Source organism: Mucilaginibacter sp. L196 (genome assembly GCF_009765905.1).
In the GTDB taxonomy this organism is placed as follows: Bacteria; Bacteroidota; Bacteroidia; order Sphingobacteriales; family Sphingobacteriaceae; genus Mucilaginibacter.
The window spans coordinates 46,062-61,896 of record NZ_LMUO01000003.1 but is presented as its reverse complement, the minus strand read 5'-3'; the positions used below and the strand labels follow the sequence as shown (position 1 = coordinate 61,896).

Here is a 15,835-nt window from a genome sequence, read left to right as displayed (position 1 = left end):
AGGCCGCCAATGGCTTCACCGGCTACATAACTTAAGGTAACATCAGCATTTTTATAGGTATCGCCAGCACTGCATACCACAGTACGGGTTATATACTGTGCATGGCATGTACAGTCAAGTGATATAAAAAAACAAATCGTCAATAAGACGTTGAGCAGTTGTTTTTCCATCTTTTAGTGACTAATGGTTTAGGTATTCCAAATGTAAACATTATTAACTGATAAATAATGAGTTATGAAAAAAATGAACAAATTAAATATTGATTAATTTTTTATCATTTAGCGATAGTTTTATAAAAGAACTTCGCGATGAAAAATGGAAATTAACCACGATGAAAAGAAATAATCAAAGATTCATTGCGAAATAAGGCTTGGGTGTATATTATTATGGATAAAAATCGTGTTGTTCTTTATTGCGGCAAATATTATTCTTATTAAGAATGAAGTTTGAGTGATAAACAAAAAAGCCTGTAATCATTGATTACAGGCTTTAAACAATGTTAACATTGTTTGCGGAATGGACGGGACTCGAACCCGCGACCCCATGCGTGACAGGCATGTATTCTAACCAGCTGAACTACCACTCCGTTTGGGATGGCAAATATAAGGAGATTTTATATTTACACAAGGGCTTATTTAAAAAAAGTTTTATTAGCTGTATATCGCTTTAAAGATGAGGTTTTTAATTTAATACAAAGCTGTTTTTGATGGTTTTTTTATTCGATTATAGCATGAAACTGTTGCCACAGATAGTTGTTATATAAATAAAAATATGAACAACGCATCTGATAATATTCCTGTACAGCGCGAGGGGGGGCATACTGACGTGATTCATTTTGTTGATTGCGATACCCAAGAGAAAGCTCATGAACTATTTCAACTGGCTAAAGGCAGATTAAAAGATGTATCCAACTGGCATACCTTTAGCGGCCCGGGCTCATCTAAATTTTCTATAACTGATGCCAAGGGCAATGAGGATTATAAGCTGGCTGAAAAAGGTGATTATTTCTACATTAATTTGCCAGCTCCTGGCTCAATTGCCGGCGGTGGACTGGAATGGGTAAGGATAGAAGAGATAATTGATGTGGAGGACGCTAGGGCAGAATCTGAATACATTACCATAACGGTTAGGCCTGTTGCCAATCCTCGTACCAATGAAGGCTCAATAGCTCACTTTTTCAGTCACGACTCTACGAGTACCTTTATTATTGAACGTTACCTGAACCATGTAAGCGCAGCTGTGCACGGCCGAAACGAAGTGGCGAACAATACTGGCGTTAATATTTATGATTCCGTACGTAATACTATAGTGGCCTTATCGGCACTCGCAGGCCTGTCGGGGCCGCAATGGAAGAAACTGGTGGTGGGTTTGCTTACAAAATAGCCAAAATTGTTTGTAATATTTGTGTGAATATAAATCAAAAATCAATTTATACCATTTATATTTATGATGTTATAAACAACAAAAATCAATATTATGAAAATCGTAAAAGTATTAGCCGTTGCGATGATAGCTTTATTTAGCTATACAGCAGTAAGTGCAGCAGGTGTGCATCATCACCATCACCGTCGTCATCACTACCACAGAAGGTAATAGCTTTGCTTGTGATACAAGCTTTGCTGCAAAGAAAAAGGCTGCTCCATTAGGAAGCAGCCTTTTTTATTTATGTTGGTTATGGTAACTAATTACAGTTTCCTTTTAACCTCTACGTTTTCGTAAGCTTCAACTATATCACCAACTTCAATGTTGTTAAAGTTTTGTATGTTCAAACCGCATTCGTAGTTCGCGGTAACTTCTTTAACATCATCCTTAAAGCGTTTTAACGAAGCTAATTCACCGGTATATATTACAACACCTTCGCGAATGATACGTATTTTGCTGTTACGGGTAATTTTACCATCCAGTACCATACAACCTGCAATTGTACCAACCTTGCTAATTTTGAATGTTTCACGTATTTCAACGTTAGCAACAATTTTCTCTTCAAAGGTTGGAGCAAGCATACCTTCCATCGCGGCTTTTATCTCATTTATGGCATCATAAATAATAGAGTATAACCTGATGTCTATCTGCTCAGCTTCAGCAAGTTTACGCGCACTGCCTGACGGCCTTACCTGGAAACCAATGATGATCGCGTCTGATGCAGATGCCAGCAATACGTCGGATTCTGAGATCTGACCAACTGCTTTCGATATGATATTTACCTGTATCTGCTCGGTAGATAGCTTCAGCAATGAATCGGATAATGCTTCAATTGAACCATCCACGTCACCTTTAACAATAATGTTAAGTTCCTTAAAGTTACCAACTGCCAAACGGCGGCCGATTTCATCAAGTGTGATGTGTTTCTGTGTACGTAAGCCTTGTTCGCGCTGTAACTGTAAACGTTTGTTCGCGATTTCACGAGCTTCAACTTCACTTTCCAGTACGTTGAATTTATCACCCGCTGTAGGCGCGCCTTGCATACCTAACACCTGTACCGGTGTTGATGGCCCTGCAGATTCAACCCTTTGGCCACGTTCGTTAGTTAATGCTTTAACACGACCGCTGTAACAACCGGCTAATATCGGGTCGCCTACTTTTAAGCGGCCTGCCTGTACCAATATGGTGGTAACAATACCACGGCCTTTATCCAAAGCAGCTTCAATAACGGTACCAACGGCTCTTTTATTAGGGTTAGCTTTTAGTTCAAGTAATTCTGCTTCCAGTAATACTTTCTCTAATAACAACTCAATGTTTAAGCCTGTTTTGGCTGATATTTCCTGGGTTTGATATTTACCACCCCATTCTTCAACCAAAATATTCATGGCAGATAGTTGCTCACGGATTCTGTCCGCGTTAGCGCCCGGCCTGTCAATTTTATTGAATGCGAAGATGATTGGTGCACCTGCAGCCTGCGCGTGGTTTATGGCCTCGCGGGTTTGCGGCATCACGCTGTCATCAGCAGCAATAACTATAATTACAATATCGGTTACCTGGGCACCCCTGGCACGCATAGCGGTAAACGCCTCGTGACCCGGTGTATCTAAGAAAGTGATCTTTCCTTTATCGTCAGGCAATGTTACCTCATAAGCGCCAATGTGCTGGGTGATACCACCTGCTTCGCCACCTATAACGTTTGTTTTGCGTATAAAATCCAGTAATGATGTTTTACCGTGGTCAACGTGGCCCATGATGGTCACAATTGGAGCGCGCGGTACTAAGTCAGCTGGATCATCAGGCTGGTCAAGGCTTCCCTCTTCATCCTGTGGTTTAACAAACTCTATTTGGTAACCAAACTCATCAGCCACAATAGCCAGCGTTTCCGCATCAAGCCTTTGGTTGATGGATACGAACATACCCAAACTCATACAAGTTGAGATGATCTGTGTTACCGGTACATCCATCATTGATGCCAGCTCATTAGCTGTAACAAATTCGGTTGCCTTTAATATTTTCGATTGTGATTCCTGCTCTAATGCCAGTTCTTCAGCAGTAGCGGCAACATCATCACGTTTTTGACGACGGAATTTAGCGCGCTGTGCAAATTTACCTGACTTACCTGCGCCGCTTAAACGGGCAAGTGTAGCCTTAATCTGGTCTTGTATATCTTTTTCTGATGGTTCTTCCTTAGGCCCTGAGTTATGATGAGGCGTAGTATTTCTATTACCTCTAAAATCAGGTCGGTTACCACCACCACCTTGTCCGCCACCGGCAGCAGGAGGATTATTTCCCCTGTTCCTGAAATCCGGACGGTTTGGATTAACTGGTCCTGATGGTGTAATAGGCGCCTGGTTTTGCTGGTTTCCACCACCATTACCACCACCATGCTGATGATTTCCGCCCTGGCTGTCTTTACGCTTGCGTTTACGCTTCTGGTCGGCACTGTTATTTGATGAAGATGCAACAGGGTTACGTTTTTGCGCATCCGGCAATTGTATCTTACCAATAATGTTCGGCCCGGTAAGGCGTTCTGCTTTGGCGCGTATTACTTCAGTTTCCTGAGGCTCTTCAGCAGCAGGAGGGGTTGGAGTAACAGGTTCGGCCGCAACAACCGGTGCTGGTGCTACAGGCGGAGTAACTGGAGGTGCAACTACAGCAGGAGCTTCAGCTTTTGGGGCTTCAACAACTACAGGAGCTTCAACCTTCGGTGTTTCCACAACCGGGATTTCAACTTTTGGTGCTACAGGAACTAATTCCTTCTTCACCTCAGCAACCGGCTCAGGTTTTATTTCTTCTTTCTTTGGTTCAGGTTGCGGCGCGGGGGCTTCTTCCTGTTTAACCTCAGGTGTTTCTTTTTTATCGCCAAATTGTGGTTTAGCGTTCAGATCATTAAGGTTGATGCTGCCAACAACTTTTACACCCGGTAAAGTAGGAGCTTGCTGCTCTTCTGCCTTTTTAACTTCGGGTTCCGGTTTTGATTTTTCGGCTTGCTGAGGCGCGTAGTTACCCGCGTTTTTGATCAGAATTTCTTCATTCTCAAAATCACGTGAACGACGGAAATCAGCAGGCTTGGCCTGTTCAGGCTCATCCTTCCTAATTTTACCAATATTGATCTGCTTGGCTTCTTCCTTAATGCTCTTATCAAAAGCAAATTCTTTTAACAAAGCATTGTACATGTCGTTGTCCAGCTTAGCCATAGGTTGTTTCTCAACCTTGTAACCTTTTTTAGCCAAAAAATCGACAATGGTACCCATACCAATGTTCAGCTCTTTTACTGCTTTAAATAACTTTATAGATTTGTCTTCTGACATTTATTAATTTTTCTTCCCTTATTTATTTGCAAAAATACGATTTTAATTTTGGTTATCACCTTTATTCAAACTCCGCTTGCAGTATTGATAATACTTCCTTAACAGTTTCTTCTTCTAAATCGGTACGTTTCACCAATTCGCCCACTGTTAATGCCAGTACTGATTTTGCCGTATCTAAACCAATGCGTTTAAATTCGTCCAAAATCCAGCTGTCAATCTCGTCTGAAAATTCTTCGATGTCCACATCCTCATCCTGTTCGTCAGCCTCACGGTAAACATCAATTTCATAACCTGTTAATTTACCTGCCAGTTTAATGTTATGCCCACCACGACCGATTGCTAATGATACCTGGTCGGGTTTTAAATAAACTGCGGCAGTTTTTTTCTCATCATCTAACTTAATAGATGTGATTTTAGCCGGCGATAAAGCACGTTGTATATATAACTGTAAATTGTTGGTGTAGTTTATCACATCAATGTTCTCGTTCTTCAACTCCCGAACGATACCATGTATACGTGATCCTTTCATACCAACGCAAGCACCAACCGGGTCAATACGGTCGTCATATGATTCTACAGCTACCTTAGCGCGTTCGCCCGGTTCGCGTACAATTTTCTTGATAGTGATTAAGCCATCGAAAATTTCTGGTACTTCCTGCTCGAACAAACGTTGTAAAAACTCAGGAGCAGTACGTGAGATGATGATCTTAGGGTTGCTATTCATCATATCAACCTTTGATACTACCGCTTTTACGCTATCACCTTTTTTGAAGTAATCGGCAGGTATCTGCTCAGTTTTAGGTAATAATAACTCGTTACCTTCATCATCAAGCACCAAAGTTTCTTTTTTCCAAACCTGGTAAACTTCGCCGGTTACAATTTCGCCTACGCGATCTTTATATTTTTTGAATATTTCGTCTTTCTCCAGTTCCAGGATTTTAGAAACCAATGTTTGGCGTGCTGCTAAAATAGCGCGGCGGCCAAAGCTTTCTAAAGTGATCTGTTCAATGTACTCATCACCCACTTCTAAATCCGGGTCAAGCGTTTTCGCTTCCGCTAATTCAATTTCCAGGTCATCATCCTCACTAAACCCGTCTTCCATAACCACACGTGTGCGCCAAATTTCAAGGTCACCATTATCTGTGTTTACAATTACATCGCAATTTTCATCATTGCCATACTTTTTACGGATCATGCTTCTGAAAACGTCCTCAAGAACGCTCATCATAGTTGGACGATCGATGTTTTTGAAATCTTTAAATTCCTGAAAAGAATCAATTAAATTAATATTGCTCATTTTTCATTAAATTGTTTTTTTTTCAATGGTAATGAAGCTATCATGAGCTTGTTTAAGTGGCCGCTCATGATGGTTCCTTACTTGAATGATATTAAAACCTTCGTTTCTGTTATTTTATCTATCGGGATAACGCTTTCAATTACTTCGGCTTTTTTCCCTTTTTGTTTAATTTGTTCTTCAATTACTATGGCATCTTCCGCAAGGGCGGTTAGTTTGCCTTCGCGCTTTGCGCCATCAACCATTTTTATAGCCAGGTCGCGACCTATGTTTTTGGTATACTGCCTTACTGATGTAAGTGGCGTATCCAACCCCGGCGACGAAACCTCTAAGTTATAAGCTTCTTCGATTACGTTGTCTTCTTCTAACTTAAAACCAACGTAACGGCTTATGGCTGCACAATCCGCAATACCTATACCGTTGTCGCCATCCACTAATATGATCAGTTTTCCGTTGGCGTGCATTTTTACATCAACCAAAAACAAATCGGGGCGTTTTAACTCCGCTATCTTCTCTTCTACCAGTTCTTTTACTTTATTTTCAATATTCATTATCCGGTTTGATAATTTTGATTGATAACTAAAAGAGGGGGCTCAGCGCCCCCTCCATTTAATTTGAATGCAAATATAGTGTATATTATTTGATTTTCAAATAGTTTATTGCTTAAAAATCAAGTCCTGATATTGCTTTTTGCCCGGTTTTTGGTGGTTTTTGATGTAATCCCAGGCGGTACTGCCCTTATCGTAATGATAATAGCGCATAAAATAAGTTTGATGAGCCTTAAAAGGGGTATCCGGAATGAAAACCACCGCGCTATCGCGCACCATGTATTTGCCTGGTTGTATAGGTTGGAAATCCTTCATATCCGTATCGGCAGGCATGCGATAAACCTGTATTAAATTTTGCCATACGTTGATGGTGGTATCACGGTTAATGTCTTGCAGAATGGCATAATCCAAGCCTGATATTTTCAGGGTTTTATTACTATCGATCAGCCTAATTTGAATTGCAGGCGCATTGTTTTTATGTCTACAGCCAAAGGCCATTAATAATATGATTATGAAGATTGATTTTTTCATCCCGGATAAGCAAAATATTAATTCTTCAACGTTTCCTGGAAAAGCTTATAAATACGCTTGTATTCGTCGGCCCAGCTACTGGGTTGTTCAAAGGCATGATCTTCTACCGGGTATGGGGCCAGCCACCAGTTTTCTTTATGTAACTCGATCAATTTTTGAGTAAGCCTAACAATATCCTGAAAGTTTACATTCTGATCCACCATGCCATGCAGCATTAATAGGTTTCCTTTCAACCCATCCGCGAAATAAATTGGCGAACTTAAACGATACGCTTTTTCATCGTTATAAGGTTCATTTAGAATATCGGCGGTATACTCGTGGTTATAATGCGCCCAATCCGTTACGGAACGTATAGCGGCACCTGATTTAAATACATCAGGTGCGGTAAACATCGCCATTAAAGTCATAAATCCACCGTATGAACCGCCGTAGATGCCCACATGTTTAGGGTTTACCCCATAATTATCAACCAGATATTTAACACCATCTACCTGGTCGCTTAAATCCTTACCACCCATGTGGCGATAGATGGCCGTGCGCCAATCCCGACCATAACCAGCACTGCCAGAATAATCAATATCTAAAACGGTATAACCCTGATCAGTCAGCATGTTGTTAAACATTGTTTCGCGGAAATAATAGCTCCATGCGTACATCTCGTTTTGTAGATAACCCGCGCCATGCACAAAAATAACTGCCGGTTTAGCCGGATCGGGATTTTTAGGCAGATATAACCGGGCATAAACATCGCTGCCGTAACGGTTTTTAAAAGTGATGATAGGTGCATCCCGCCAGGCATAAGAGTTAAATTCCGCAGAGGTTGACCGTGTTACCTGCACTGCTTTTGCACCGGGTTTATTTGCTTGCAGATATAATTCCCACGGTTTGTTGGTGTACGAATACCTTATTGCCAGCCATTTTTCATCAGGTGAAAGCGATACATCATTATCTCCTTTAATAGAAGTTAATTTAACCGGCTCGCCGCCGCTTACCGCCAAACGGTAATACTGGTAATCGCCGGGATGGTTAATGTTAGCATTGAAGTAGAACGTTTTTTTATCGTGCGATAATTGCAGGTTTTGTACCTCCCATTTGCCGCTGGTTAATTGTTTTTTATCGCCATTATTAATGTTGCAAACGTAAATATGGCTGTAACCGCTCGCTTCGCTCTGATAGTAAAAATGATCATTATCCAGCCAATCAATATTTCCGGTAGAGTACCAATCATCTTCAATGCCCGGTGCGCCGCCAACCCAGGCATCGTTATGCTGCCTGTCGAGCAGCGATAAAGCGCCGTTTTGTACATCCAGCGACATGATCCAGCGGTCTTTGTTATCAATGGCATTCACTACCACAATGGCGTGCTTGCCATCTTCGTTCCATATTGGGCCGTTAACAACCACTTTGCGGTCTTCGTTTAGTTTGTTGCGGTCCGCTAATTCAGCAGGATAATCTTTTACATAATCAGGCAGATCCTTTATGCCAACAATGTTTTTGGTGTTGATGCTGTAAGCCGAATCACGCTGCATATCATAAATAAATGATTCGCAAACCGGTTGAGGGCCGCCCACCTTGGTGCGGTTTTGTATGTCCTCCGTATAACCGCTTGCGGTTACGTAATTTGGTACGATGGTATTTTTATCATCCGCGGATTTGATTAAACGATAAGTAATATACCTGCCGTCCGGACTGAGCTCCACATTGTCAATATCCCGACCATCGGTTACCAGTTCTTTTATCTTTTTAGGTTGAAATTTCTTTTTTTCCTCAGCATCCAACTTTTTATTTTTATCATCCAATTTGATTATGTCGAATAATTCAAGCTGTTGTTGTTTTAGCCATTTTGTCTGCTCGGTTTCATCGTTAGTTTTATTCTTTTGGGCCGATGCTACAAAATTGGTTAGCTGTATCAGCTCTCCGCCGTTAAGTTTTAGCGCGTACAGGTTATCAGCTTTAATAAATAAAACTTCGGTTCCATCGGCATTAAAGGTTGGCGAGTTTTCGTTATCGGTAGTGCGGGTAAGCTGTATGTTTTTGCCTGATTTTATGTTCTCCAGGTAGATGTCGCCACCACACGAGTAAACTTTTAAAGTGTGCGCCCGGTTCCATTTACTGCCGTAATTGGGTGTTATTTCGTGTTGTTCTTTATCACTTACTTTTTGTGGGGTGAGGTTATAGGGGGTGATGGCGTATAATTCATCCCTAAAAGTATTGTCGGGGTTCCATTTAAAATAAATCTTTTTGCCATCGTCGCTCCATTTAATGTCGGATGGTGCTACGCCGATCCACTTTGGGTCGCGCATTATTTTTTCGATAGTCAGCGTGTCTAACTTTTGGGCAAAAGTATTAATGCTGGCAGCTATGAATAGTAGCGTAAAAAGTTTTTTCATAGAAGGAATAATGAGGTAATATAATTTGCAATATAGCAGTTTAACTAATATTGTTATTTTTAACAATTGCAATGTTACGGTTATGGAACTAAAAAGACATGATTTTACGCTTCGTGAACTTAATTTGGCCGATGCTCCTACATTGCAATTGCATGCAAATAACCCAAACATCAGTAGGTTCTTGTTTAATAGATTCCCCTTCCCCTATACTCTTGAGGATGCCGAAAGTTTTATTAATAGCAAAGTAGGGCAGGATCCGATAACCTGTTTTGCAATAGCTATAAACGAGGATGTTATAGGGATAATAAGCCTTGAATTTAGGATTGATGTTTATACCAAAGCGCCGCTTTTAGGTTATTGGGTAAGTGAACAATATTGGGGAAAGGGTATTGTGACTGAAGCTGTAAAACTTATTACTGATTATGCTTTTAAACATTTAGATATCATCAGTATCCGCGCCGTTGTATTTGATAATAATCCTGTGTCTATGCGTGTATTGGAAAAGGCGGGTTATTTAAAAGAAGGAATATTGAAAAATAATATCTTTAAGAACGGTGAAATTTTAGACGAACATATTTACGGTATTGTAAAGAAAAATATAAACTAAAACTATGACAGACGAACAAATGAAATACCCAGTGGGGAAATTCACGCCACCGGCATCATATACTGATGACGACATCAGGTATTGGATAAACGAAATTAAAATGTTGCCGGGCCAAATGCGCCAGGCTATTATCAGTTTAAATGATAAGCAATTGGATACCCCGTACCGCACCGGCGGCTGGACTTTAAGGCAAGTGGTACACCACGTAGCGGATAGCCACATGAACTCTATTGTGCGATTTAAATTGGCATTGACCGAAGATAACCCTACCATAAAACCTTACGAAGAAGCTTACTGGGCATTACAACCCGATTATCGATTACCGGTAGAATCCTCATTAAGGATTTTGGAAGGGGTACATATCCATTGGGTTAACCTGCTGGAAAGCTTCACCGAAAATGAGTGGAGCCGTACTTTTACTAATCCTGAATCGGGCCAAACCATATCGCTTAAACGTGCGCTTGGTTTATATGCCTGGCACGGGAGGCATCATTTGGCGCATATAACAGAAACGATAAGAACCAGGATTTAACAGATTTTATTGAATTGCAAGATATAAGCATCCTGTAAATCAATAAAATCTGTTAAATCCTGGTTCAGACTAATTACATCTTCAATAAAGCAGGTGTTATCCTGATATATACCTCAAACCCAATTGGTGCGCTGCCGTAAAGCGAATGCAATGCTGTTGGCGATATATTGGCGGTTGCTTGTACGCCACCGGTTATGTTGGTTTGCTTAAATGTACTGAAGATGCGGTTAACACCTAATGTGATGGCGTTAATATTAAAATTTGGATTTGCCGGAAACTCGCCCGTTAAATCCAGCTCATCGGCATCTTTGGATACATATTCGTAACGGTCATAAATCGCTACTTTGTGCCACTGGAAACTGTTTTCCAGTAATACTGAAGGAAGTGTTTTTTGATTGTCGGAATAATGGTTTTGTCCGTAAACTAATGTAGTGGCTATGTAGCTATCCTCATTCAGCATTTTAGTGTGGATGACTGATGCAGTAGAGCGGATCACATTCTGCAACGGCTCAAGTGCTTCCGGACTTTTTATCCAGCCATTTGAAACCTGTAGCGCCCATTCTTTTGATGGGTTATAGGACAGGCGAACAGAATAGGAATCAAATCGCATCGGATCAAAATTATAGCGAAACTCATCTGGTTCCCGGCCTGTAAATATCGATCCTTCCAGTTTTACATTGCTTATCCTCAAACCCAAAGTAGCCACACCAAAAGTGATATGGGAAGCATCCTGATAATGGTGTCCCAGCGGAGCATCCGGATCATTCATGGCTGATAAACGGTGCATAAATACCGGTGGACCTAAAGCTGGCTCGCCCGGATCACCGAAGGAAAACGAAAGATCTGCATCCTTGGCTATCTTTTGCGTGTAGTTTACACTTAGTTCGGCAAACAGATCATGCGGGTGCTGTGTGTCTACCAGTTTTTTCCCTTTGTATGATTCACCTGTTTGGTAAAGCAGCGGGTAGCCGCCCGGCCCAACCAAAAACGGATCAAACGAGAACATGGTGTTTACAGAGAATAAACCGCCGCTGCCAACTTTATGTTGGGTCATCGCCATCATCCAATCGGGTACGTCAAACTGTTTGCCGCCACGCGATCCTTTTTTAAATAGATCCTGATTGTCATAGCGGGCAAAAAAGCTGCCGTGTATCATAGTCATCCAACCGTTAGCCGGGATCATGTAGGCATACATAGGGGTTTCGTCCGGTACCCAAGATGTGCCCGAACCATCACGGTTCATGGGAATATCCAGCGAATACTGGCTGTTCATCGTCATGGGTTTGGAATTATCCATTTTCATATCGCCCATATCCATCCCATCCATATCCATGGTTGATGATGGTTTCTTTTTAGTGGTATCCATCTTCATGGGCTGCTGCGCGAAGGAAGAATAGGCAACCAATGTTAGCATTAATAAAAAATATGTTCTCATATCTTCTGCTTAAAAAAAATTAAAAATAAATAAACAGGCGGTAAGATTTACCGCGATAAATGTGGAAATACGACTAACTGATCAAATACGGAAAGTGCAGTTCTTTACAAAGACAGCTACGCTGTATTGCCCGGGTTCGGGTGGTGCTTCGTAAAAGGATTTTTGAAATAATGCGGGGTGGGCAATGAATGCAAGATGGGTAAATAAGGCAACCGGTAATTGAAAAGCAAAGACTTTTGCTAAAATTGATGCTGCGCCATTTTCATGTGCATCTTTAATTTTAATATCAAAATGCTTTTGTGTGCAGCATTTCATTTTCGATGCCATAGGGCTTTTAATGCAACCATGTAAAGGGGCATTAATCTTAACATCGGTAATTACCTTGCCGCAGTAGTGCAAATTAAGCGCGAAACCAATTACTGTAATTACATACAGCATGGTTAACAATAAAGCGCCTGATTTTTTTACCATACAACAAAGCTAACGCATAAACGTGTTGATTACAAGTCATAAAGAATAAAACCCACTGTTAAACCAAGAAGCTGTTAAGAAATGATTCAATATTTTTTGTACAAACGCAGAAACAAAGCGTCATTGCTTCGTGCCTCGTAATTACGATAGTTTTTACTTTATTGGCTATTTTTAGCGGCACGTTCCTTTAGTTCGCTATTGGTAATAATAATAACCACCCGGCGATTTTTAGCCCGCCCTTCGGCTGTTTTGTTATCCGCATCCGGCTGTGCTGAACCTTTGCCAATAGCAGTTAAGCGTGTATCATTGATGCCATCGCTAACTAATGCTGATTTTACCGACTGCGCTCTTTTTACAGAAAGATCCATATTATACTCCGAAGTGCCTAAACTATCAGTATGGCCTATAATCGCGATATTGGTTTGCGGATTAGCTTGCAAGGCATCGGCTAAATTTTTAATATCAGCCTGGGCATTCGGTTTAAGGTCGGTACTACCCTGGTCAAAAATTATCGCGTTAGCAAACTTTACAAATGTGGTATCGCCCCTGTGAACAATTCTTGCACCGGGGATAGGCTTATCTAAATAATCAACCTGGTTTATTTTATGGGCTATGTATGCACCTGCTGTGCCTCCCACCGCGCCGCCAATGATAGCGCCTAGCGCAACGTTGCCGGCAGTTTTGCCAATTACGGCACCTACAGTTGCGCCCGCGCCGGCACCTATTGATGCACCACGCTGCGTTCGGTTAAACGAGCCGCAACTGCTAGCCATAATACCAAGCATTATTATAGCTATACCAAATACAGCAGGTTTAATTTTATGAGCATTCATTTTTTGTGGGTGGATATTGTGTACACACAATTGCAAAGCGAATGCCAAACGCATATAATAGATTACCAATGCCGTATAAAGCAGTGATTAGCTACTGTAGCAACATTTTTTTGCGGTTAAGGAAAGTTTTGCGGTTCAGAAAACGAAAGATATTTACCTGATTACGATTAGTTGCACCGTTTTTAGTACAAAAATAAACTAGGCGGGCTGATTGAATTGCAATATGAATTCAGTACCCTCGCCAAGTTTGCTTTCAAGATGTATGGAGCCACCGAGCGCCGCAACTTGTGTTTTAACCATAAATAAGCCCATACCTTTGCCCTCTACAGAGGTATCAAAGCGTTTGTATAAACCGAAAACATCTTCGGCGTTTTTATCCAGATCGATGCCTTTGCCGTTGTCTTTAAAGCGTAACTCTATAATATCGTCTATTTTTTGACTGGTTATGTTGATAATAGGAGGAATATCCGCTTTGCGGTATTTAATACTATTGGAAGTGAGGTTGTAAAAAATACTGTACAAATAGCTGCGTGTAGTAAACATGGAATCTACCGGGGTAAAATCGCAGTTGATCTTTACTTTCTCTAACGCTATAATGTTGCGGAGGCTTGTTTTAACTGCATCAACCATCGCCTCAAAATCTACTCTTTCCTTTTTGCTACCTACTGGTTTGCGGGTTTGTAGTATTTGGTTCAGATCCTTTATTGTAGTATCAATATTTTTGGTTGAAGTAAATATGCGGTCAATCACTTCTTGTTGCGTTTCCTCGTCCATACCCTGGCCGTGGTCCTTTAAAATATTGGTTAACCCTAATATGTTGGCAACAGGCGCACGCAGGTTATGGGATATAATGTAGGTAAATTGTTCCAGGTCACGATTATGCTGCGTTAAATCATTGGTTATACGTTCACGCTCCAGTGTTGCTGTTTTGATTTCGGTAATATCCTTGTTCGTTAAAATGTATCCCCAGTTTTTATTGTCGTTATTTTTAACGTTTAGCCAGCGTACGTGGTGCCAATTGGTAGTTCCGCTGTCATCTATAACACTTAATTCATAACTAATGGTTTCTCCGGCGGCTAGCTTTTCAAGTACCTCTAATATCACGAGCCATCTTTCTGCCGAAAAGTACTCATTGATATACCTGCCAATACGTAGTGTTTTTTTATTATATCCCTCAGAGAACTTTTGGGCCAATAAATTAAATGAAAGGATCTGGAGATTGGTATCAAATAAAATGTAAGCGGAATCAGTATTATCAAAAATGGTACGCAGGTTAGCTTCCGACTTTTTTAGGGCTTCGTCATTCGGGTTATGATTTTTAATATTGGTTACCTGGGAAAGCGAACGTTTTTTGCGAAAAGACATTTAAATTAATTATTCAGCAAGGTTTAATGTGTAATTAATTGGCCCGTAAACCATTAAGAGTATAATTTTAATTAAAAAAAATCGCATAAAAAATAAAAATCTGCAAAAACAAAGCTTTAAGCCTGTTCTTGCAGATTTTTTATAGATGGATACCCCGGAATGGATTAGTTATCCTGGTCCTGGTCGTTATTGTCAGGTACGCTGGCAATACGGTAACCTTCGTTTCCGTTTTGGTCGGTATAAGCCTGGTAGTATATATCATTTGGCGATACGTAGTATTTCTTACCGTTTAAGGTCACTTTGTGGCAACCGTCAGGCAATTCATTTACAATATCACCAACTTGCGGTGCTGCAACTTCGCTGCCATCAGCAGCAGTACTGCCATCGGTATTTAACACACCATCGCGGCCTGCAACAACGTAAACAGTTTTTTGCTGATCGTTAATAACAGCTTTGTAATACACACCGTTCAATTCATAGAACTGCTGTCCATCAATCATGATAGATTTTGCACCCTGTGGCAAGCTTGGAATAGCCGCGCCAACCGGTGGAACAGTAACCTGGTAGCCACCACCATCATATGGGCTGTAAAATACGCCACCATAATAGTAGTACAAAGCATCACCCCAATAAAATGGGTAATAGCCAAAAGGCAATACACCTAAATAAAAGCCAAGATGCGGATAGCCATAATAGCCAAAGCCGGGCCTGTAAAAACCGCCACGGTTATAACCTGCGCCACGGAACCCCGCCGCACGAGTACCAACGCCACCGCGGTATGCGCTTGCGTATGAAGAGCTGCGAAAACCGCCGCTGCTAACACCACCCCCACCACCATGGAAGCCACCGCCCCCACCGCCGCCGCCGTGGGAACCGCCGCCACGTTGTGCACTTGCAGTTGCAACAACTGCTACCGAAAGTATCCCGGCTAAAGCTAAACCGGATACGTATTTATATAACCTTTTCATAATAAAAATTAAACATTTATTAAACTAACATTTAACATATAAAGTATAAAAACCCTATTATAAATGTTTGACTAAAAGTAGAACAAAAAGTTTAATGTATTGTGTAATATTTTTGATGTGATTTTGTG

The 15,835-nt window shown here is 41.1% G+C and carries 13 protein-coding genes and 1 tRNA gene; 3 read left to right on the top strand and 11 right to left on the bottom strand.

The features are described 5' to 3' along the window. Positions 1-512: 512 nt before the first annotated feature. Positions 513-586: transfer RNA gene (locus GSQ74_RS00405), tRNA-Asp, on the bottom strand. 185 nt (positions 587-771) lie between these two features. On the opposite strand from GSQ74_RS00405, the gene GSQ74_RS00400 reads away from it, so the two are divergent. Further along, a complete protein-coding gene (locus tag GSQ74_RS00400; protein WP_158988915.1) occupies positions 772-1,383 on the top strand; it encodes a hypothetical protein in 612 nt (203 codons plus the stop codon). A gap of 302 nt (positions 1,384-1,685) precedes the next feature. On the opposite strand, the gene infB is transcribed toward GSQ74_RS00400, so the two are convergent. From infB to GSQ74_RS00375, 5 genes are all read right to left on the bottom strand, one after another. Then, a complete protein-coding gene (gene infB, locus GSQ74_RS00395) occupies positions 1,686-4,733 on the bottom strand; it encodes a translation initiation factor IF-2 (protein ID WP_158988913.1) in 3,048 nt (1,015 codons plus the stop codon). A 61-nt stretch (positions 4,734-4,794) separates the two neighbouring features. Then, positions 4,795-6,030 carry a transcription termination factor NusA gene (nusA, locus tag GSQ74_RS00390; RefSeq protein ID WP_158988911.1) on the bottom strand — a complete coding sequence of 412 codons (1,236 nt, stop codon included), beginning with the start codon at positions 6,028-6,030 and terminating at the stop codon, positions 4,795-4,797. Between the two features lie 77 nt (positions 6,031-6,107). Beyond that, positions 6,108-6,578 carry a ribosome assembly cofactor RimP gene (gene rimP, locus GSQ74_RS00385; protein ID WP_158988909.1) on the bottom strand — a complete coding sequence of 157 codons (471 nt, stop codon included), beginning with the start codon at positions 6,576-6,578 and terminating at the stop codon, positions 6,108-6,110. 105 nt (positions 6,579-6,683) lie between these two features. Continuing rightward, entirely contained in the window at positions 6,684-7,073 is a 390-nt protein-coding gene (locus GSQ74_RS00380) for a hypothetical protein (protein ID WP_158988907.1), read from the bottom strand. A gap of 50 nt (positions 7,074-7,123) precedes the next feature. Continuing rightward, positions 7,124-9,496: a prolyl oligopeptidase family serine peptidase gene (locus tag GSQ74_RS00375; protein WP_158988906.1), complete on the bottom strand. Its 2,373-nt coding sequence runs from the start codon at positions 9,494-9,496 to the stop codon at positions 7,124-7,126. An 82-nt stretch (positions 9,497-9,578) separates the two neighbouring features. Between GSQ74_RS00375 and GSQ74_RS00370 the strand changes: the two genes are divergently transcribed. Then, positions 9,579-10,103, top strand: a complete 525-nt coding sequence (locus GSQ74_RS00370) for a GNAT family N-acetyltransferase (protein ID WP_158988905.1) — start codon at positions 9,579-9,581, stop codon at positions 10,101-10,103. A 4-nt stretch (positions 10,104-10,107) separates the two neighbouring features. Further along, positions 10,108-10,635, top strand: a complete 528-nt coding sequence (locus tag GSQ74_RS00365; RefSeq protein WP_158988904.1) for a YfiT family bacillithiol transferase — start codon at positions 10,108-10,110, stop codon at positions 10,633-10,635. A gap of 73 nt (positions 10,636-10,708) precedes the next feature. Here the strand turns inward: GSQ74_RS00365 and GSQ74_RS00360 are convergent, their stop codons facing one another. The 5 genes from GSQ74_RS00360 to GSQ74_RS00340 form a co-directional block, all read right to left on the bottom strand. Next, complete coding sequence (locus GSQ74_RS00360) at positions 10,709-12,070, bottom strand: hypothetical protein (protein WP_158988903.1); 1,362 nt, start codon at positions 12,068-12,070, stop codon at positions 10,709-10,711. Between the two features lie 81 nt (positions 12,071-12,151). Further along, positions 12,152-12,541 (bottom strand): hypothetical protein, encoded by a 390-nt coding sequence (locus tag GSQ74_RS00355; RefSeq protein ID WP_158988902.1) that lies wholly within the window; start codon positions 12,539-12,541, stop codon positions 12,152-12,154. Positions 12,542-12,699: 158 nt separating this feature from the next. Next, complete coding sequence (locus GSQ74_RS00350; RefSeq protein WP_158988901.1) at positions 12,700-13,374, bottom strand: OmpA family protein; 675 nt, start codon at positions 13,372-13,374, stop codon at positions 12,700-12,702. Between the two features lie 198 nt (positions 13,375-13,572). Then, on the bottom strand, positions 13,573-14,739 hold the full coding sequence (locus tag GSQ74_RS00345; protein ID WP_158988899.1) for an ATP-binding protein: 1,167 nt from the start codon (positions 14,737-14,739) through the stop codon (positions 13,573-13,575). 164 nt (positions 14,740-14,903) lie between these two features. Then, the gene (locus tag GSQ74_RS00340) at positions 14,904-15,707 is read right to left on the bottom strand and encodes a DUF6515 family protein (protein ID WP_158988898.1); all 804 of its coding nucleotides are present in this window, start codon (positions 15,705-15,707) and stop codon (positions 14,904-14,906) included. Between the last annotated feature and the right edge of the window lie 128 nt (positions 15,708-15,835).

Coding starts and splice junctions, on each gene's coding strand:
- GSQ74_RS00400 (WP_158988915.1), top strand. CDS start 772: ATGAACAACGCATCTGATAATATTCCTGTACAGCGCGAGGGGGGGCAT.
- infB (WP_158988913.1), bottom strand. CDS start 4,733: ATGTCAGAAGACAAATCTATAAAGTTATTTAAAGCAGTAAAAGAGCTG.
- nusA (WP_158988911.1), bottom strand. CDS start 6,030: ATGAGCAATATTAATTTAATTGATTCTTTTCAGGAATTTAAAGATTTC.
- rimP (WP_158988909.1), bottom strand. CDS start 6,578: ATGAATATTGAAAATAAAGTAAAAGAACTGGTAGAAGAGAAGATAGCG.
- GSQ74_RS00380 (WP_158988907.1), bottom strand. CDS start 7,073: ATGGCCTTTGGCTGTAGACATAAAAACAATGCGCCTGCAATTCAAATT.
- GSQ74_RS00375 (WP_158988906.1), bottom strand. CDS start 9,496: ATGAAAAAACTTTTTACGCTACTATTCATAGCTGCCAGCATTAATACT.
- GSQ74_RS00370 (WP_158988905.1), top strand. CDS start 9,579: ATGGAACTAAAAAGACATGATTTTACGCTTCGTGAACTTAATTTGGCC.
- GSQ74_RS00365 (WP_158988904.1), top strand. CDS start 10,108: ATGACAGACGAACAAATGAAATACCCAGTGGGGAAATTCACGCCACCG.
- GSQ74_RS00360 (WP_158988903.1), bottom strand. CDS start 12,070: ATGAGAACATATTTTTTATTAATGCTAACATTGGTTGCCTATTCTTCC.
- GSQ74_RS00355 (WP_158988902.1), bottom strand. CDS start 12,541: ATGGTAAAAAAATCAGGCGCTTTATTGTTAACCATGCTGTATGTAATT.
- GSQ74_RS00350 (WP_158988901.1), bottom strand. CDS start 13,374: ATGAATGCTCATAAAATTAAACCTGCTGTATTTGGTATAGCTATAATA.
- GSQ74_RS00345 (WP_158988899.1), bottom strand. CDS start 14,739: ATGTCTTTTCGCAAAAAACGTTCGCTTTCCCAGGTAACCAATATTAAA.
- GSQ74_RS00340 (WP_158988898.1), bottom strand. CDS start 15,707: ATGAAAAGGTTATATAAATACGTATCCGGTTTAGCTTTAGCCGGGATA.